This window comes from Desulforamulus hydrothermalis Lam5 = DSM 18033 (assembly GCF_000315365.1).
Classification (GTDB): domain Bacteria; phylum Bacillota; class Desulfotomaculia; order Desulfotomaculales; family Desulfotomaculaceae; genus Desulfotomaculum; species Desulfotomaculum hydrothermale.
Genome location: NZ_CAOS01000009.1, coordinates 142,977 through 160,298 on the forward strand (window position 1 = coordinate 142,977; position 17,322 = coordinate 160,298).

The following is a 17,322-nucleotide window of genomic DNA, read 5'->3' on the forward strand; positions in this document are numbered from 1 at the left end:
TTTGTTAAATCACTATTATTATTGTCGCCAGCCATGTTTTTATAAGTTATTGATACTGGCAGTTTTTGCTGAAGCAGAGTGTAAGATACGTCACAGTTTGCCCAATATGCGCCGGTTAGAATATGTTTGAGGTGATTTTTTATGAAAATAATTTTACCGCGGGAACACGGTGCCTGGGCAATGCTTGTGGTGCCTTTTGTCCTGGGAATTGCCGGTGAGGGTTTTCGTTGGCTGCATATACCTTTATTGTTGGGTTGGTTAATGTTGTATATTACTTCCTATCCTTTTTTGATGATTTACCGCAACGGCCGTGTGCAAGAATACAAAAAATGGCTGGTGCTGTATGGATTGATAGCTGCTGCGTTGCTCATTTTTCCGATTATTCGCTATCCGGCCCTTTTATGGTTGGGTTGCGGTCTTTTCGTAACACTGCTGGTCAATCTTTATTACATCCGTGTCCAGAACGAGAGAGGAATGGTAAATAACTTCTCGGCCGTTGCCGGCATGTCACTGGGAGGAGTAGCCAGCGGGTATGTGGGCGCGGGTGATTGGAGTTTTGATTTATTGCTGACATGGGTTATTTGTGTGGTCTTTTTTATGGGCAGTGTGTTTTTTGTTAAATCTATGATTCGAGAAAGAAAAAATATATATTTTCGTGCTTTGTCTTGGTTTTATCATGGTGCGGTTGTTTTAATTATTTTTGCTTGTTCCGGCAGTTTATTATTAACGGCTGCTTTTTTGCCCAGTCTTCTAAGGGCAATATTCGCCGCTGGCCGCACTCTGTCAGCCTGGCAAATTGGGATTCTGGAGATGGTTAACTCAATGCTGTTTCTTATCCTGACGATTGCTTATTTTTAAGGATTGTTATCGCCGGATACAGGTTGTAAGTTTTTACGGCCGCAAACCGGACAATAAATTTTTGGTGCAAAATAAAAATAATAGATGGGATAAATGGGGAGCAGGATCAAAAACCACAGCCAGGACCACTTTTTTACCGGCTCGACATTTTTGTGGCAGTTGGGGCAGTATTTTTTATTCATAATTTCACCTTCCCGCCGATTACACAATAGTATTATTTTCAACTTGAAGTACAATCATGCAGGTTAGCTTCGTTAAAAAAAAGAGGCTCTAAAATAAATGTTGGGGTGACAGGAAAAAGAAAAGCATTTGGTCGAATACCTTAGTCGCCAAACCAAACCCTCAAAGAGGAGGTATTCTTCCAAATGCAATTTCAGTCTATCAGAAATTTTATTAATTTGAAAGATGTTATTATTAGCAATGTTGAGCATTTTGACAGCCACTCTGAAATCTCTCTATCAATGCCCGTTAGACCCCATAAGTGCCCTGCTTGTGGGACATTAACTAAATCTATCCATGACTACCGAACTCAAAAGATTAAGGATATTCCCTGGCTAAATAAACCCCTTTACTTAATATATCGCAAGCGACGATATAACTGCCGTAAATGTAACAAGAAGTTTTACGAACAAGTTGACTTTATCGGTAAATATCAAAGAATGACTAAACGACTGATTATGGCCGTTGTGGATAGGCTCCGCTCAAACTCCAGTATGTGCTCTGTCGCTGATGATTTTTTTCTCTCTCCATGTACTATCACTAGAATCTTTGATTACCTATCCTATAGCCTTAAGGAATTGCCTACTGTCCTCTCTATTGATGAGTTTAAAGGCACTACTGACAAAGGTAAATACCATTGCATTCTGGCTGATCCCATTAGTTCCAAAGTCCTTGACATCCTTGAAAGCCGTACCCAGGATTATCTGGTTAGCTACTTTAAAAAGTTTAATAATCTCGATAAGGTTAAGTATGTTGTTATTGATATGTGGGGCCCTTATAAGCGGGCTGCCGAACTGGTTTTTCCTAACGCTACGATTGTTATTGATCGCTTTCACTACGTCAGAAACTGCATTTGGGCTATTGATAAGGTCAGAAAACGTGTTCAGCAGTCTTTACCTTATGAAAAACGCCGATTTTTAAAATTCAGCCGTAGACTCCTTCTCTCAAGACCCGATAAGTTAAGCGATGATTCTAAAATCAAATTGGCCAACATCCTTCGTTTTAATGATGAACTTAGAGTTTCTTATCTTTTGAAAGAACAGTTCATGGATTTTGTAAAGGCAAGTTCCTCTGTTGAAGCAGAATCAAAACTTAACCGGTGGCTAAATCTCGTTAAACAACATAAAATCAAAGAATTTTACTACCTGGCTAATACAATCGTAAACTGGAAAACTGAAATTCTAAATTCATTTGATGTCCCTTACTCAAATGGGTGTATTGAAGGCTACAACAACAAAATTAAAGTCATCAAGCGTAATGCTTTTGGTTTTAGAAATTTTAATAGATTCCGCTCACGTATTCTTCACTGCTGCGCTTAATTTTGGACATAAAAATATGGCGACAGGTATCCGTAGACACCTGTCACCCCAACATTTGACATAGAGCCAAAAAAGAAAACCCGCGTAAAGCGGGAAGGGAAAAGCGGTAACTTAATTTTATAATTTGCCGGATTTTTTTTAAATACGTCAAAAGTCCTGTCTGGATAGGACCGGCGGATTAAAAAATTACCGCCGGTGCGGAAGGATTTGCAAACCAATTGTCTAAATTTAATAATTATTTGATTTAGCGGTATCCATAAAAAACGGAGGAAAGTTATGAGCAGCACAACCATTTTAATTGCGGATGATGACCACAGAATAGTAAAAATTATCTCTCATACTTTGGAACAAGAGGGTTATAAAGTTATGGCTGCTCAGGATGGCGAAGAAGCCGTCCGATTAGCCACCACCATGAGTCCCGACTTGGTCATTATGGATATTATGATGCCCAAGCTCGATGGTTTAGAAGCTTCGCAAAAAATAAAAGCAAAGGTTGATGTGCCAATTATCATTTTATCAGCCAAAGACGATGTGGTTGATAAAATTGTGGGGTTTAAAATGGGGGTTGACGATTATCAAACCAAACCTTTCAGTCCGGCAGAATTGGCCTTAAGGGTAAAAGCAGTCTTAAGGCGCAGCAGGGGTGTGGCGGAAAAGAGAAACAGGGACGTATTGGAATATCCTCATGTTCGCATTGAGTATACCACCCGGCTGGTGCGTATTTGGGGGCAAGAGGTTGCGCTGACAGCTAAAGAATTTGATATGCTTTGGTTAATGGCATCGCACCCTAACCAAGTATTTTCCCGCTTGCAATTGCTTGAAAAAATATGGGAAAGCCATTTTGAAGGGGATGAGGATACAGTAACCGTTCATATACGCAGGCTTAGAAGAAAGATTGAGAAGGACGCGGCCAATCCGCAGCTGATAAAAACTGTCTGGGGTGTCGGATATAAATTTGAGCCGCCGAAAGCATGAACTTAGGGGCTGTTTGAAAAAAATTTTACCTTCCCCAAAACAAGCATCCCGTCCCACTTTATAGTGCAACGGGATGTTTTTTGGCTTTAGTCATTAGGAGCAACCCTTTTGAGGCAGTCTCTTTAGTATGGTTTATTCACTAATTTCTTCATCATCGTCCGGGGGAGTCAGCTCTGTACCGCGGATTCCTTCACGAATTTTGGTGCTCACCAGGGTCATAATGGCCTGGAACTGCTCATGCGCTTCAAAAGAAGCTTTAACAATGGGGTTTTCCAGAGCCCGGGCCTCAGCTTCCTTCATGTTATTTTTATCCACTTCGGATAAAGGAATACCGGCCAGTTTCTTCTTTTGTATATCCATCTGTAGCTGTTGCAGCCCCTCTACCAGCCGGCGGGCTTCTTCGTTATGAAGCAGGTTGGCCTCAGCTTGCTTCATTTTTTGATATTCTTCGGTTTCGGAGAGTATCTTGCCAAGTTGAACACACAATTCCAGCGCTGTATCAATTTTTGCCAAAGGTTTCACCTCCCTTTTCATAATTTCTCCGCTATCTGACAAAATCCTTCCCTGAAAGAACAAGCGGTTAGAATTGAAAAGCAGCCGCTTTTTCAACAAAGCCCTGCAATAACTCCTTGCTGCCCTGATCAACATACTGTTTCATTACTTTTATTTTGCGAGCCCGGGCACCGCTTCCTAAAACAGTATTTGCTAAATGAACCGGAAAAGGCAGCAAAGTTCCTTCCTGATCTACCAACTCCTGTGGGAAAAAGGTGTAATCCAAAGCCCCGATTTGTGCGGCTAACCCCGCCAAAGTAGATTTTGCCAGGTGGGTTCCGGTTTGAGAAGTCACTTTGCCACACCAGGGAAGCTTATAGTTAATAATTTCTTGGGGGATGATGAGATCATACTCATCTTTAAATTTTTTGGCCAGCAACTCAAGGCCGCGGTCGCCGGTTTCAAAGTCTTGCTTGGATAAAAGGCCATAGGAGCGGCAGGCGAACGGGCGCACACTGTAAACAGAACACTGATTGCTGTCATTGAGAAAAGGGCATTTTTGATTAACATCTACCAGTTCTAAATAAAAATACTCAGTCGACTTTCCAAGAATTTCCCGCCAAGAATCTTTCATGTTATCCCTGACATGGCGGTACAAGTTCAAGTATTCAATAAAAAAGGCCGGCGGACTACCCCATTTGCAACATGTTGCACAACCTTCGCAGGAAGTGGCGGGCAAAGCCGCATATATTTGTTCCAGTTGGCTAAACAAGTTGTTTTGTTCAGCTTTACCCAGGGCAGAATAGAGTTCAACCTGCTGCAGCATATAATTTTCATCTCCTTAACTGTAAAGTGGGACGCCAACATGTACTAATTATAACAAAGAACCGGCCGGCTGGCGATGGATGCAGGCAAGAAATAATAGAAAATAAAGGAATATTATTTTAAACGGATGATAAATTAAGAATCAGAGGGGCCAACCCGGGACTTGTCAAGTAATAAGAAAAAATAGAAAATTAAAACAATAAGGCAGGAATCTCAATGAAAACCTCGAATAAGCATTTTTTAAGCAGAAAACGGGGGAAAGGCATTTAGATATTGTATTTTTTTACACAAAATGCCCCGGCCGCCGGTAAAATTATCCTTCAAATTACCAAGAACTTAATTGCACTTGTCAATCAGATGTAGTGATGATATAGTAAACTCATAAATGTTTTAGTTAACTGGCAAATTCAGATCAATTTGCCTAATAATTTACCGGTGTTTAGTTTTATTTTAATATGATTTATGATGCCATTCATAAGGAGGTGTCGGCGTAGCATTGCGTTAGTTCGTGTGCGGATATTCACAAGACCAGACAGGGCTGTGTGAGTGCCGACATGACAGTTTGGCGATAAAGCCAAATTGCCGGAAGAATGCCCGAAGGGAAGTGAGGAAAGTAAATGTCTGACGCTACGGCAAAGGAGAAGACAACCATTAAGTATGATTCGGAATTTACCAAAAAGGTATATGAGATGGAAAACGGCAAGTGGGTAAAGATGTGCATGCAGTGCGGCATTTGCCCCACCACCTGTGCATTGAAAGATAAAATGGATCTTTCGCCCAGACGCATTATCCAGCTCATTCGGGCCGGCCGCAAGGATGAAGTGCTTAAGGCCAACACCATGTGGTTATGTACTTCGTGTTATACCTGTGCTTGCCGTTGCCCCCGCGGTGTTCCCATGATGGATGTGATGCATGACCTGCGTCATTTGGCGGTAGAGAACGGCATTAACCATAATTCGCAAGCCATGGCGGAAGTTTATGCAAAAGATGTATCCAAACGAGGGCGCATTTGGGAAGGCGGCTTGATGTTAAACTACGGTCTGAAAATCGGTTTGGGGAATTTCATGAAAATGGCTTTAGATATGCAGGATGTCGGCAAAGGTTTAATGCTGCATCGCCGCTTGCCGCTGTTGCCGCCTAAAGGAGTTAAAAACCCCGGCAAACTGCGTGAAGTGTTGAACAGAGCCCAGGAAATCGCCAAAAAGGAGGGTGGTCACTAGTATGAAATACACACTGTACCCTGGATGCGCCAGTGAAGGAACCGCCATTAGTTACCATCACTCCGCCCTTGCAGTGGCCAAGGTTTTAGGGCTTGAACTGCAGGAAATTGAAGACTGGAACTGCTGTGGCGCTACGGTAACTTCCAGTGTCATCGGTCAATTTGCCGCAGACGTACTGGCGGCCAGAAACCTTGCTTTAGCTGAAAAAATGGGCCAGCAGGATGTGGTGGCAACCTGTAGCTCGTGTTATGCAATACTGGGAACCGTTAACAAAAAATTTACGGATGATAAGTTTAAAGCCAAGGCCAACGATGCATTAAGTAAAGACGGTCTTGGTTATAACGGCAATTTGCAAGTGCGGATGCTGCTTGATGTAATGGTTTCCGAGGTGGGTCTGGACGCCATTGCCGCTAAGGTGGTCAAGCCTTTAAAAGGTTTAAAGGTAGCCGGTTATGTGGGTTGTCAAACAGTAAGGGCATTGCGCCAATTCGATAACTGGGAAAACCCCACCTACTTAGACAATATAATTGCAGCCCTGGGGGCAGAGCCGGTGCCGTTTTCTCACAAGTTAAAGTGCTGCACCGGTGCAATGGCTATAAGCTCTGCCGACATTACAGTTTCTGCCTTGTATCCTATTCTCAAAAGCGCGCATGATGCAGGGGCGGACTTAATTGTAACTCCCTGTCCCCTGTGCCAGATGAACCTGGATGCCTTCCAGGTGAAGGTGAATAAAGGCTACAGCACTAATTATCAATTGCCGGTGTTATTCTTTACCCAGCTAATGGCAGTCGCCTACGGGCTGGATCGCAAACAAGCGGGTCTTGATTACTGCATTGTGTCGCCCAACAACGTGCTGCAAAAATATGGCGTATAAGGTAGAAATGTATCCCAAGCGACAAATACTTTTTTGCACAAATTTTAAATAAAATAATAAAAGCCAGCAGGAAAACTGGAAATAAGGTAGAATAAGTTAAGTATCTAGTATACAAAATCACAAATATAAGTACCGACTGGCTCCCACGCTTAGAAAGAAAAGGTGGGGATGCAGCGTAAATGCCGGGCGCCGTTTCGTGAATACCATCACGATGCCGCGCTGATGTTTTGCAACATTGGCTGTGCGGCGGCGAAAACCGTTACAACCGAACCGGGCAGAGGGAAATCAAAGATCGGTTAGTTTGACAGGTTTCCTGGCATTGCAAAGCATCTGTCAGTGGTACATATCCATAATCCTAAGTGTTTGTATTCACAAAATTAGGACACAGTCCAAACTTAATTTACGAGGAGGCGTGTTGTCAATGGCATTAGTACCACCCCATGGCGGGAAACTAACCCCTGTGCTGGCTCCTAAAGAACAGTGGGCCGAATTAAAAGCCAAAGCTGAATCCCTACCGGTTATCCGCATGAGCTCTCGTGAAACCTCCGACTGCTTAATGCTCGGTATGGGCGCATTCTCTCCCCTGACCGGCTTTATGACCAAGGCCGACTACGAAAGCGTTATCGACAATATGCACCTGGCAAACGGTTTAGCTTGGCCGCTGCCTGTTACCCTGGCAGTTACCAAAGAACAGGCTGACACTATCGCTGTTGGTCAAGAACTGGCTCTGGTGGACGATGAAACCGGTGAGTACGTTGGTATCATTACCGTAGCCGACAAGTATGAATACGACAAAGTAAAAGAGTGCAAAGCCGCTTTCTTTACTGATGACGCCGAGCACCCCGGTGTTCAAAAAGTTATGGCTCAGGGTGATGTCTATATCGGCGGCGATATCGTAACCTTCTCTGAACTGGGCTATGATGAAAAATACGCCGGTTACTATGCTCACCCGGCAGAAACCCGCGCCTTGTTTGAGTCCAAGGGCTGGAGCACCGTGTGCGCCTTCCAAACCCGCAACCCCTTACACCGTTCCCACGAATTCCTGTGCAAAATCGGCATGGAAATTTGCGACGGGCTGTTCCTGCACCCCATCGTTGGCAAATTAAAGAAAGGCGACATCCCGGCAGAAGTTCGCTTTGAGTGCTACAAGGCTCACATGGAACATTACTTCAACCCCAACCATGTTGAAATGCGCGTGTATCCCATGGAAATGCGCTATGCCGGTCCTAAAGAAGCCATCCTGCACGCCATCTTCCGTCAAAACTTTGGCTGCAGCCACATCCTGGTTGGCCGTGACCACGCCGGCGTAGGCAGCTATTATACTCCTTACCAGGCGCAAGAAATCTTCGATCAGTTTAAGCCCGGCGAAATTCTCTGCCAACCCATTAAAGTTACCGCTGCTTATTATTGCAAGAAGTGCATGGGTATGGCCACTGAAAAAACCTGCCCGCACGGCAAAGAAGACCGTATCTCCATCAGCGGCACCAAGGTTCGCGAAATGTTTGGCAGAGGCGAACTGCCGCCGCTGGAATTCGGGCGTAAAGAGGTTCTGGAAATCCTCACCAAATACTATCAAAGCCTTGACAAGTAATTGTAGCTTGGCAACCCTGCCCTGACTGTGGAATGTCATAAAATTAAATATTGTTTAATATCTAACCAACATTCTACAGTGTTCGACAACATGATTCAGTCAAGTAGTTGACAAGATGAAACTTTGCATGGCCGGTGGAAGCAAAAAGTTGGTATAGCGCAGCCTGTGGCCGGCGCTATACCAACCACTTAAACACCTTACTGCTGTGGTGACGTAATGCCAGAGAGGAGGTGAGATCCCCGGGGGGCATTAGCCTGATGTGCGCAAGTTTTCTGTCAATAAACCCTTTCGGTGTAGACCGAACAAAATCATTGGTGAAGCTCGCCGGTGGCAGGGAGACAAGTTGTTGTTGCTTTAGACAGTGACTAACTACATTCATGGATATGGATTAAAGACGCAAGTCTTTAAAAATTAGCAATAGGGAGGTAAAAAAATGCCTAGCTTTGTAATTGCTGAAAAGTGCGATGGTTGCAAAGGTCAGGACAAAACTGCTTGCATGTACATCTGCCCCAATGACTTGATGGTTCTGGACAAAGAAAAAATGAAAGCCTACAACCGTGATACTTCCCAGTGCTGGGAGTGCTACTGCTGTGTTAAAATTTGCCCTCAGCAAGCTATTGACGTTCGCGGCTATGCTGACTTTGTTCCCATGGGCGCCAGCTGTGTACCTCTCAGAAGCTCCGACAGCATTATGTGGACTGTAAAATTCCGTAACGGTTCCCTGAAACGTTTCAAATTCCCCATCCGTACCACTGATGAAGGTACTGCTCAGCCCGACGGCGGTTACACCGTAGACCAAGAAGACCTGAACAGCCCGCTGTTGTTTACCGAGCCTTACTCCATCGGTACTGCTGAACTTCCCGGCCTGAAGAAGTAATTTGATATAACTAACAATCGGAGGAGGTTAATATAATGCCGAACTTTGAAACTGTAGTTGTAAATACCGACATTTTAATCCTCGGTGGCGGTATGGCAGCTTGCGGCGCAGCCGTTGAAGCTTCCTACTGGGCCAAGAAAAACGGTTTAAAAGTTACCCTGGTTGACAAGGCTGCTATGGACCGTTCCGGTGCGGTTGCCATGGGTCTGTCTGCCATTAACCAATACCTGGGCATTGCTAAAGGCGAAAACACTGTTGAAGACTATGTAAGATACGTTAAGAACGACTTAATGGGTATTGCCCGCGACGACCAGGTCGCTGACATTGCCCGTCACGTTGACTCTTCCGTTCACCTGTTTGAAAAATGGGGTCTGCCCATTTGGAAAAACGAAGAAGGCAACTATGTTCGCGGCGGCCGCTGGCAGATCATGCTGAACGGCGAATCCTATAAGATTATCGTTGCTGAAGCTGCCAAGAACGCTCTGGGCACCGAAAATATTTATGAGCGTGTTTACATTTGCGAGCCCATTATGGATGGCGACAGAATCGCCGGTGCAATTGGTTTCAGCACTCGCGAAGAAAAAGTATATGTATTCAAGGCTAAAGCTGTTATCGCTGCTATGGGCGGCGCCGTAGGCGTATTCAAGCCCCGTTCCACCGGCGAAGGTCTGGGCCGTTCCTGGTATCCGCCTTTCAGCTCCGGTTCCTCCGCATACTTCACCATGAAGGCCGGCGCTGAAATGACCTGCCAAGAAGTACGTTTCATTCCCGTACGCTTTAAAGATGCTTACGGTCCTGTAGGCGCTTGGTTCCTGCTCTTCAAATCCCGTGCTACCAACGCCCTGGGCGAAGAGTATATGGTAACCCGCAAAGACGAACTGGCTAACTGGGGTCCCTATGGCCAAGTTAAGCCCATCCCTGCTAACCTGCGTAACTACCTCGGTATGCTGGATGTAGCTGAAGGTAAAGGCCCCATCTACATGCAGACTGCCGAAGCTATTGCTAACCTGGCTAAGAAATACGAAGATGATCCCAAGGCCTTCAAGAAGAAAATGAAGGAACTGGAAAGCGAAGCTTGGGAAGACTTCCTCGATATGACTGTTTCTCAGGCTATTCTGTGGGCTGCTTGCAACATTGCGCCTGAAGAAAAAGCTTCTGAAATTGCTGCTGCTGAACCTTACTTCATTGGTTCTCACTCCGGTGCTTCCGGTGCTTGGGTATCCGGTCCTGCCGATATCGCTCCTCCGGAATACCAGTGGGGTTACACCAACATGACCACTGTTAAAGGTCTGTTTGCTGCCGGCGACGCATCCGGTGCTTCCAGCCACAAGTTCTCCTCCGGTTCTCACGCCGAAGGTCGTATTGCCGGTAAATCCGCTGTTCGCTTTGTTGTAGAAAACAACCAAGAGCCCAATATTGATGACGCCGCCATCGAAGCTCTGAAGGCTCAAATCCTGAAGCCTCTGGCCGTTTGGGAAGAGTTCAGCGGTTTCACCACCGATCCGGAAACCAACCCCAACTACATCCTGCCCAAGCAATACATGTTCCGTCTGCAAAAGATGATGGACGAGTATGCCGGCGGTGTTGTAGCTAACTTCACCACCAGCAAGGCTCTGCTGGAAAAAGGTCTCGAGTACCTGCTCATGCTGAAAGAAGACAGCGAAAAACTGGCTGCCCGCAACCTGCATGAATTAATGAGATGCTGGGAAAACATCCACAGAACTCTGCAAGCTGAATCCCACATCCGCACCGTTCTGTTCCGTGAAGAAACCCGTTGGCCCGGCTACTACTTCCGTGCTGACGAGCCCAAACTGAAGGAAGAATGGGAAGTATTCTGCAACTGCAAGTACGATGCTAAGACCGGTGAGTGGGAAATGATCAAGCGTCCCATTATCCGCCTGGTTGACTAATTAGTATCGAAAACAACACAAAAATAGCTGAATAGCTAACAGGCCCGTGGCCAACTACGGCCACGGGCTCATCATTAATGAGTGAAACGGCCTGGGTGCAACGCGCTTGAAGGGCCCGGTAATCCAGGTGTCCTCATGGCGCCTGGTTTTATGTTTTATTCCTGGCAGAGTAAGCAAGTTTGCGTAATTATTGTCTGTGCAAAACCTATCCATTGGCTTTTAACCCACAACTGGACTAGGGAGTGAGAAAATGGCAAATAAAAGCATATTAGTGGTTGGCGGCGGCATTAGTGGAATAACCGCTGCCGTGGAAGCTGCCGAAGTGGGTTATGAGGTGTTCTTGGTTGAAAAGAACCCCTACCTGGGCGGTAAAGTTTCCCAAATTAACGAATACTTCCCCAAATTGTGCCCGCCAAACTGCGGCTTGGAAATCAACTTCCAGAGAATTAAAAAGAACCCTAAAATTAGAGTTATAACCATGGCTGAGGTTGAAAGTATCTCCGGCCAAGAAGGCAATTTCAACGTTTCCGTTAAAGTTAACCCACGTTACGTCACAGATGGCTGCACAGGTTGCGGCAAATGCACAGAAGTATGCCCGGTGGAGCGGGCGGATGATTTTAACTTTGGCTTATCAAAAACCAAGGCTGTTTACTTGCCGCAACCCTTTGCCTATCCCATGAAGTACGTTATTGACAGTGCTGCCTGCTCAGGTGCTTCCTGCGGCAAGTGTGCCGAGGTGTGTGAATATAAGGCTATTGATTTAACCATGAGCGCCAAAACCATGCAGCTGAATGTGGGTGCTGTAGTTTGGGCCACCGGGTGGGACTCATATCCGGTAGAGAAACTGGCTAACTATGGCAGCGGCACGGTTACCAACGCCATTTCCAACCTTATGATGGAAAGACTGGCTGCCCTTACCGGACCTACCGGCGGCAAGATTGTGCGCCCTTCGGACGGCAAAGAGCCGCAAAATATTGCTTTTGTCCAGTGCGCCGGTTCCCGGGACGAAAATCACCAAAAGGCCTGTTCATCGGTTTGCTGCATGGCTACTTTGAAACAAATCAGTTATGTTAAAAAACAATATCCCGATGCCAAAGTAACAATCTATTATATGGATATCCGGGCAATGGGCAAGCATGAAGATTTCTATAATAAAATAAAAGAATACGACATTACCATGATTAAGGGTAAACCTTCTGAAATTAAGGAAGATCCCGCAACCAAGGATGTTATTGTACTGGCAGAAAACCAGATAACTCAGGAAATTACCGAGTTGAAGTATGACCTGGTAGTTCTGGCCACCGGTATGGCGCCGGCCACCGCCGCTGCCAAAGTTCCTGCCGAGGTTGCCTATGACGTAGATGGTTTTGTATTAAGCGGTTCCGTTCCCGGTATTTATGCTGCAGGTTGCGTAGCAAAACCGGGAGATGTTGCATCTTCTGTACAAGGTGCCACTGCCGCTGTACTAAAAGCCATTCAATCTTCAGTGAGGGGGTAAGACAATGGCAAAAAAACTTGGATTTTTCCTTTGCACCGGTTGCGGCATTGGCGAAGCCCTCGATGCGGCGGCCTTAACCAAAGTAGCAGCCAAGGAATATAAATTACCGGTATGCAAAGAACACCAGTACCTGTGTTCCAACGAAGGCGTTGACCTAATTAAGGCTGAAATAGAAAGCCAGGGCTTAGACGGGGTTGTTGTTGCGGCATGTTCTAACCGTGTTAATGCTGATGTGTTTAATTTCCCGGGTGTTTTTCTTGACCGTGTAAACCTGCGCGAACAGTGCATTTGGAGCCATGAAGCAAACGACGAAGATACCCAGATGCTGGCTGAAGACCAAATTCGCATGGGGATTGAAAAAGTTAAGGCCGGCGAAGCCCCGATACCTTACCTGGGCGAAAATCTTTCCAAAACCGTGCTGGTTGTGGGCGGCGGCCTGGCCGGTATGACAGCTGCCTTAGAAGCGGCAAAAGCCGGCTACCCGGTTGTGCTGGTAGAAAAAGAAGCTTCCTTGGGCGGTTGGCTAAACAAGGTTTACAAAACCACCCCTCTGGCGGCACCCTTTACATCGCCTGAAGATCCTAAGGTGGCCGAGCGGATTGCAGAAATTCAAGCTAACGGCAACATTAAGGTTTATACCGGGGCGGTAATTGAAAAAATTGCCGGCGGGCCGGGCATGTTTGATGCCGAAATAAATCAGGGCGGTAACATCACAGCCGAGAGGGTTGGCGCCATTGTTTTGGCTACCGGCTCCCATGAAAACGTTGCCCAGTTAGATTACTTGGGTTACGGCAAGTACCCCAATGTAATTACCCATGCTCAATTTGAGGCAATGGCCAAGGCCGGGCAAATTACTGCGAAAAAAGTTGCCTTTATCCAATGCGCCGGTTCCCGGGATCCCGAGCGCTTGCCCTATTGTTCCGCTGCCTGCTGTGTTGAAACCTTAAAGCAAACCATTATCCTTAAAGAACTGGCGCCTGACGCCATGGCATATGTGTTTTATAAAGATATTCGCAGCTCCGGCCAGTATGAACACTTCTATAAAGCTGCACAAGAAACCGGCGCTGTCTTTATCAAGGGAGATATTAAAAATGTTTCTGAAAGCGGCGGCAAACTGGCCGTGGAGTCCGAAGACATCCTGCTGGGTGGTACTGCCCGGGTAGAAGACATTGACCTGGTAGTTCTGGCCAACGGTATGATTCCTACGACCAAAGCCACGGAGGCCATTGCGGCAGCTGCCGGTGCGGGAGACGCTGCTGCGGAAGCTGCAGCCACCCAGGAAGCAGCTGAAAAGATTTTGAACTTGCAATACAGGCAGGGGCCTGAACTGCCTAACTTAAAATATGGTTTCCCGGATTCCCACTTTATTTGCTTCCCCTACGAAACCCGCCGTACCGGTATTTACGCTTGCGGTAGCGTAAGGGCGCCAATGGATATGGCTAAAGCCGTCAGTGATGCTACCGGTGCTGCCTTAAAGGCCATTCAGTGTGTGGAAGCTACAGCAGGTGGGGCGGCTGTTCATCCCAGAAGCGGTGACCTTTCTTATCCTGAATTTGCTTTGCAGCGCTGCACCCAGTGCAAGAGATGTACTGAAGAGTGCCCCTTCGGAGCAATAAACGAAGATGAAAAGGGCAACCCGTTGCCCAACCCGACCCGTTGCAGAAGATGCGGTACCTGTATGGGTGCTTGCCCGGAACGCATTATTTCCTTTAAGAACTACTCAGTTGGCATGATCGGCAACATGGTGAAAGCCGTTGAGGTTCCGGAAGAAGATGAAGAAAAGCCGAGAATTCTTATCCTGGCTTGCGAAAACGATGCTATACCCGCCCTGGATATGGCCGGCATCAACCGCCTGAAGTACAACTCCTGGGTTCGTATTGTTCCGGTAAGGTGCCTGGGTTCCTTGAACTTGGTGTGGGTTGCCGACTCTATGTCGAAGGGTTTTGACGGTGTGCTGCTGCTGGGCTGCAAGCACGGTGAAGATTACCAGTGCCACTTTATGAAGGGTTCCGAATTAGCTGAAATTCGTCTTTCCAAGGTTTCTGAAACCCTGGATCGACTGGGTCTTGAGTCTGACCGCGTACGCATGGTGCAAATCAGCATCATGGACTATGCTGAACTGCCTAAGATTATTGATAAGTTCGCAGAAGATCTCGAAGAATTCGGGCCTAACCCGATGAAGGGCTTCTAATTGTCAGCAAAGCCTGAAACCCCGCCACGGCGGGGTTTCAGACTGTAAACAAAGGTTGTAAAAAAAGTGAGGTGGTTTTATGATCCCCTGCCGGCGACTTGTCGAAGCACCGGTCACAGCACTTGATGAGCGTAGGAGCCATTGGGGTGGCGCCCACAGGACGTGGGCGCCAGCCGAACCGGGCCAGGATGGCCCGTTTGAGGCGACCCCAAGGGCGACCGGAGCGAATCATAGTGCTGTCGGTGCGTAGACCGGAGCCAAAGGGTATCATAAACCACCGAAACCACCGATAATGTTTGCCCACACTCTGAAACCCCGCCACGGCGGGGTTTCTTTTTACAACAGATATTCTCAAATACGGCAAATATTTTAACCGGAGATTAAAAAAGGGAAGATTTATGCCTTACATCAACAGGCTGTCATAATGCGCAGGTTAAATCTAATTAACTTCTGACAAATCAGATTCGCTCTTGCCCATGGCAAAGAATTTTTTCATAATTTCCGCAATCAATTTGCTGGTTTCCACTTCATCGTGAACATTACATTGATCCATTTTGGCCTGAGCCCAGGCGGAAAATTCGCTCATCGTCATAATAAATCCCTCCACAATTATTGTAGTCGCACAGAATAACAACTGTCGCCGAAAGGGGTATCTTGCAGTTGGTGCTTGCTACCAGGTTGCCCGATAAATACTGCATCTCAAACCATCAGTGACAAAATATTAGCGGTTTGATGAATAAGTAGGGGCAACACCTCCTGAGAATTTTACTAAAAAAATTCCCCCAAACCCCTTGCCATAGCGCTGCCTGAGTGCTACAATAATCGTGAAGGTAGTGACAACTGCAACGGTTGTCGAAGCGATTGTTGTAACACTATATTATATTTTTATACCAGGGCGCTGATAGCCTTGGTTAGATCTGTTTGGTGGGGATTTTGCCTTGATACTAGCACAAATTTATAATTAATACAATGGCAATTTATTTTTATTATACCAAAATTGACAACTTAGACATGACAAAACTTAAACCCCGTTCGCTGCAGTGAACGGGGTTTAAGTTTGCCAATAAAAACTTGGCTCTAAAATAAATGTTGGGGTGACAGGAAAAAGAAAAGCATTTGGTCGAATACCTTAGTCGCCAAACCAAACCCTCAAAGAGGAGGTATTCTTCCAAATGCAATTTCAGTCTATCAGAAATTTTATTAATTTGAAAGATGTTATTATTAGCAATGTTGAGCATTTTGACAGCCACTCTGAAATCTCTCTATCAATGCCCGTTAGACCCCATAAGTGCCCTGCTTGTGGGACATTAACTAAATCTATCCATGACTACCGAACTCAAAAGATTAAGGATATTCCCTGGCTAAATAAACCCCTTTACTTAATATATCGCAAGCGACGATATAACTGCCGTAAATGTAACAAGAAGTTTTACGAACAAGTTGACTTTATCGGTAAATATCAAAGAATGACTAAACGACTGATTATGGCCGTTGTGGATAGGCTCCGCTCAAACTCCAGTATGTGCTCTGTCGCTGATGATTTTTCTCTCTCTCCATGTACTATCACTAGAATCTTTGATTACCTATCCTATAGCCTTAAGGAATTGCCTACTGTCCTCTCTATTGATGAGTTTAAAGGCACTACTGACAAAGGTAAATACCATTGCATTCTGGCTGGAACCCATTTAGTTCCAAAGTCCCTGGACTCCTTGAAAGGCCTACCCCAGGATATCTGGTTAGCTTCTTTAAAAAGTTTAAATAATCTCGAATAAGGGTAAATATTGTTGTTAATTGAATGGTGGGGGCCCTTATAAAGCGGGCTGCCGAAACTGGTTTTTCCAAACCCCTCCAATTGTTTTTGATACCTTTTCCCTACCACAAAAAAACGCCTTTTGGGGTATTTGAAAAAGGCAAAAAAAACTGGTTCTAGCATTCTTTTTACCTTTTTAAAAAACACCGAAATTTTAAAAATCACACCCCTGAAACCTCCCTCCTCCCCACAACCCCGAAAAATTTAAACGGATGGATTTAAAAATCAAAAATTGGCCCACCTCTCCTTTTTTTTTAAAGAATGAACCTTTAAAGTTTTTTTTATTTTTTTTAAAAAGAAAAAATTCTCTGGGTTTTTTTTATAAGGGAAAAATTTTTCTTTTTGAAAAACAAAAACTAAAAAATATAAAACCCGTGGGGGTAAAATTTCTTTTTAAAAAAAAAATTAAAAAACAAAAAAAAAATATTTTACCACCCTTGGGTAAATTAAAAATACTGTAAAAAGAGAGAAAAAGACAGAAAAAAATATCAAAAAATCTTTTTTTTGATGTTTGCCCCCTCTTATCACAAAAAAGGGGGGGGGGGGGTGTAGAAGAAAGGGACACACAAAACAACACAAAAAAAAAATAAAATAAATACACTCTCCACACAAACCCGCAACAGATAAGTGTCTCTTTGTTGTTGGTGGTTTGTTTTTTTATGA

At 45.3% G+C, this 17,322-nt stretch carries 16 protein-coding genes and 1 pseudogene; 12 read left to right on the forward strand and 5 right to left on the reverse strand.

Annotated elements, in window-relative coordinates; translation table 11 throughout:
• The first annotated feature begins 141 nt into the window (after window positions 1-141).
• The 3 genes from DESHY_RS07360 to DESHY_RS07375 all read left to right on the forward strand — a co-directional run bounded on the left by DESHY_RS07360 (window position 142) and on the right by DESHY_RS07375 (window position 3,371).
• Complete coding sequence (locus DESHY_RS07360) at window positions 142-858, forward strand: YwiC-like family protein (RefSeq protein ID WP_008411655.1); 717 nt, start codon at window positions 142-144, stop codon at window positions 856-858.
• 365 nt (window positions 859-1,223) lie between these two features.
• Window positions 1,224-2,396, forward strand: a complete 1,173-nt coding sequence (locus tag DESHY_RS07370) for an ISL3 family transposase (protein WP_008411656.1) — start codon at window positions 1,224-1,226, stop codon at window positions 2,394-2,396.
• A 276-nt stretch (window positions 2,397-2,672) separates the two neighbouring features.
• Window positions 2,673-3,371 (forward strand): response regulator transcription factor, encoded by a 699-nt coding sequence (locus DESHY_RS07375; RefSeq protein ID WP_008411658.1) that lies wholly within the window; start codon window positions 2,673-2,675, stop codon window positions 3,369-3,371.
• Window positions 3,372-3,503: 132 nt separating this feature from the next.
• Here DESHY_RS07375 and DESHY_RS07380 read toward each other — a convergent pair whose 3' ends face one another.
• Both DESHY_RS07380 and DESHY_RS07385 read right to left on the reverse strand, forming a co-directional pair.
• Window positions 3,504-3,893 (reverse strand): YlbF/YmcA family competence regulator, encoded by a 390-nt coding sequence (locus tag DESHY_RS07380; RefSeq protein ID WP_420795113.1) that lies wholly within the window; start codon window positions 3,891-3,893, stop codon window positions 3,504-3,506.
• A gap of 58 nt (window positions 3,894-3,951) precedes the next feature.
• Window positions 3,952-4,689 (reverse strand): YkgJ family cysteine cluster protein, encoded by a 738-nt coding sequence (locus DESHY_RS07385; protein ID WP_008411661.1) that lies wholly within the window; start codon window positions 4,687-4,689, stop codon window positions 3,952-3,954.
• 616 nt (window positions 4,690-5,305) lie between these two features.
• Between DESHY_RS07385 and DESHY_RS07390 the strand changes: the two genes are divergently transcribed.
• From DESHY_RS07390 to DESHY_RS07420, 8 genes are all read left to right on the forward strand, one after another.
• Window positions 5,306-5,908 (forward strand): 4Fe-4S dicluster domain-containing protein, encoded by a 603-nt coding sequence (locus DESHY_RS07390; protein WP_008411663.1) that lies wholly within the window; start codon window positions 5,306-5,308, stop codon window positions 5,906-5,908.
• A gap of 1 nt (window position 5,909) precedes the next feature.
• Window positions 5,910-6,782: a CoB--CoM heterodisulfide reductase iron-sulfur subunit B family protein gene (locus tag DESHY_RS07395; RefSeq protein ID WP_008411665.1), complete on the forward strand. Its 873-nt coding sequence runs from the start codon at window positions 5,910-5,912 to the stop codon at window positions 6,780-6,782.
• Between the two features lie 168 nt (window positions 6,783-6,950).
• A complete protein-coding gene (locus DESHY_RS14720) occupies window positions 6,951-7,082 on the forward strand; it encodes a hypothetical protein (RefSeq protein WP_274377192.1) in 132 nt (43 codons plus the stop codon).
• 121 nt (window positions 7,083-7,203) lie between these two features.
• The gene (sat, locus tag DESHY_RS07400; protein WP_008411666.1) at window positions 7,204-8,373 is read left to right on the forward strand and encodes a sulfate adenylyltransferase; all 1,170 of its coding nucleotides are present in this window, start codon (window positions 7,204-7,206) and stop codon (window positions 8,371-8,373) included.
• Window positions 8,374-8,806: 433 nt separating this feature from the next.
• Complete coding sequence (gene aprB / locus DESHY_RS07405; RefSeq protein WP_008411667.1) at window positions 8,807-9,250, forward strand: adenylyl-sulfate reductase subunit beta; 444 nt, start codon at window positions 8,807-8,809, stop codon at window positions 9,248-9,250.
• A gap of 35 nt (window positions 9,251-9,285) precedes the next feature.
• On the forward strand, window positions 9,286-11,160 hold the full coding sequence (gene aprA, locus DESHY_RS07410; RefSeq protein WP_008411669.1) for an adenylyl-sulfate reductase subunit alpha: 1,875 nt from the start codon (window positions 9,286-9,288) through the stop codon (window positions 11,158-11,160).
• Window positions 11,161-11,410: 250 nt separating this feature from the next.
• Entirely contained in the window at window positions 11,411-12,658 is a 1,248-nt protein-coding gene (locus DESHY_RS07415) for a CoB--CoM heterodisulfide reductase iron-sulfur subunit A family protein (RefSeq protein WP_008411670.1), read from the forward strand.
• Window positions 12,659-12,662: 4 nt separating this feature from the next.
• Window positions 12,663-14,849 (forward strand): FAD-dependent oxidoreductase, encoded by a 2,187-nt coding sequence (locus tag DESHY_RS07420; RefSeq protein ID WP_008411672.1) that lies wholly within the window; start codon window positions 12,663-12,665, stop codon window positions 14,847-14,849.
• 37 nt (window positions 14,850-14,886) lie between these two features.
• Here the strand turns inward: DESHY_RS07420 and DESHY_RS14135 are convergent, their stop codons facing one another.
• Both DESHY_RS14135 and DESHY_RS14250 read right to left on the reverse strand, forming a co-directional pair.
• A complete protein-coding gene (locus DESHY_RS14135; RefSeq protein ID WP_162470940.1) occupies window positions 14,887-15,120 on the reverse strand; it encodes a hypothetical protein in 234 nt (77 codons plus the stop codon).
• Between the two features lie 168 nt (window positions 15,121-15,288).
• Window positions 15,289-15,441 (reverse strand): hypothetical protein, encoded by a 153-nt coding sequence (locus DESHY_RS14250; RefSeq protein WP_008411673.1) that lies wholly within the window; start codon window positions 15,439-15,441, stop codon window positions 15,289-15,291.
• A 676-nt stretch (window positions 15,442-16,117) separates the two neighbouring features.
• On the opposite strand from DESHY_RS14250, the pseudogene DESHY_RS14585 reads away from it, so the two are divergent.
• Window positions 16,118-16,375 (forward strand): annotated as a pseudogene (locus DESHY_RS14585) (transposase family protein); the annotation flags it as partial.
• 62 nt (window positions 16,376-16,437) lie between these two features.
• Here the strand turns inward: DESHY_RS14585 and DESHY_RS14590 are convergent.
• Complete coding sequence (locus tag DESHY_RS14590; protein ID WP_235695542.1) at window positions 16,438-16,824, reverse strand: hypothetical protein; 387 nt, start codon at window positions 16,822-16,824, stop codon at window positions 16,438-16,440.
• Window positions 16,825-17,322 lie beyond the last annotated feature (498 nt).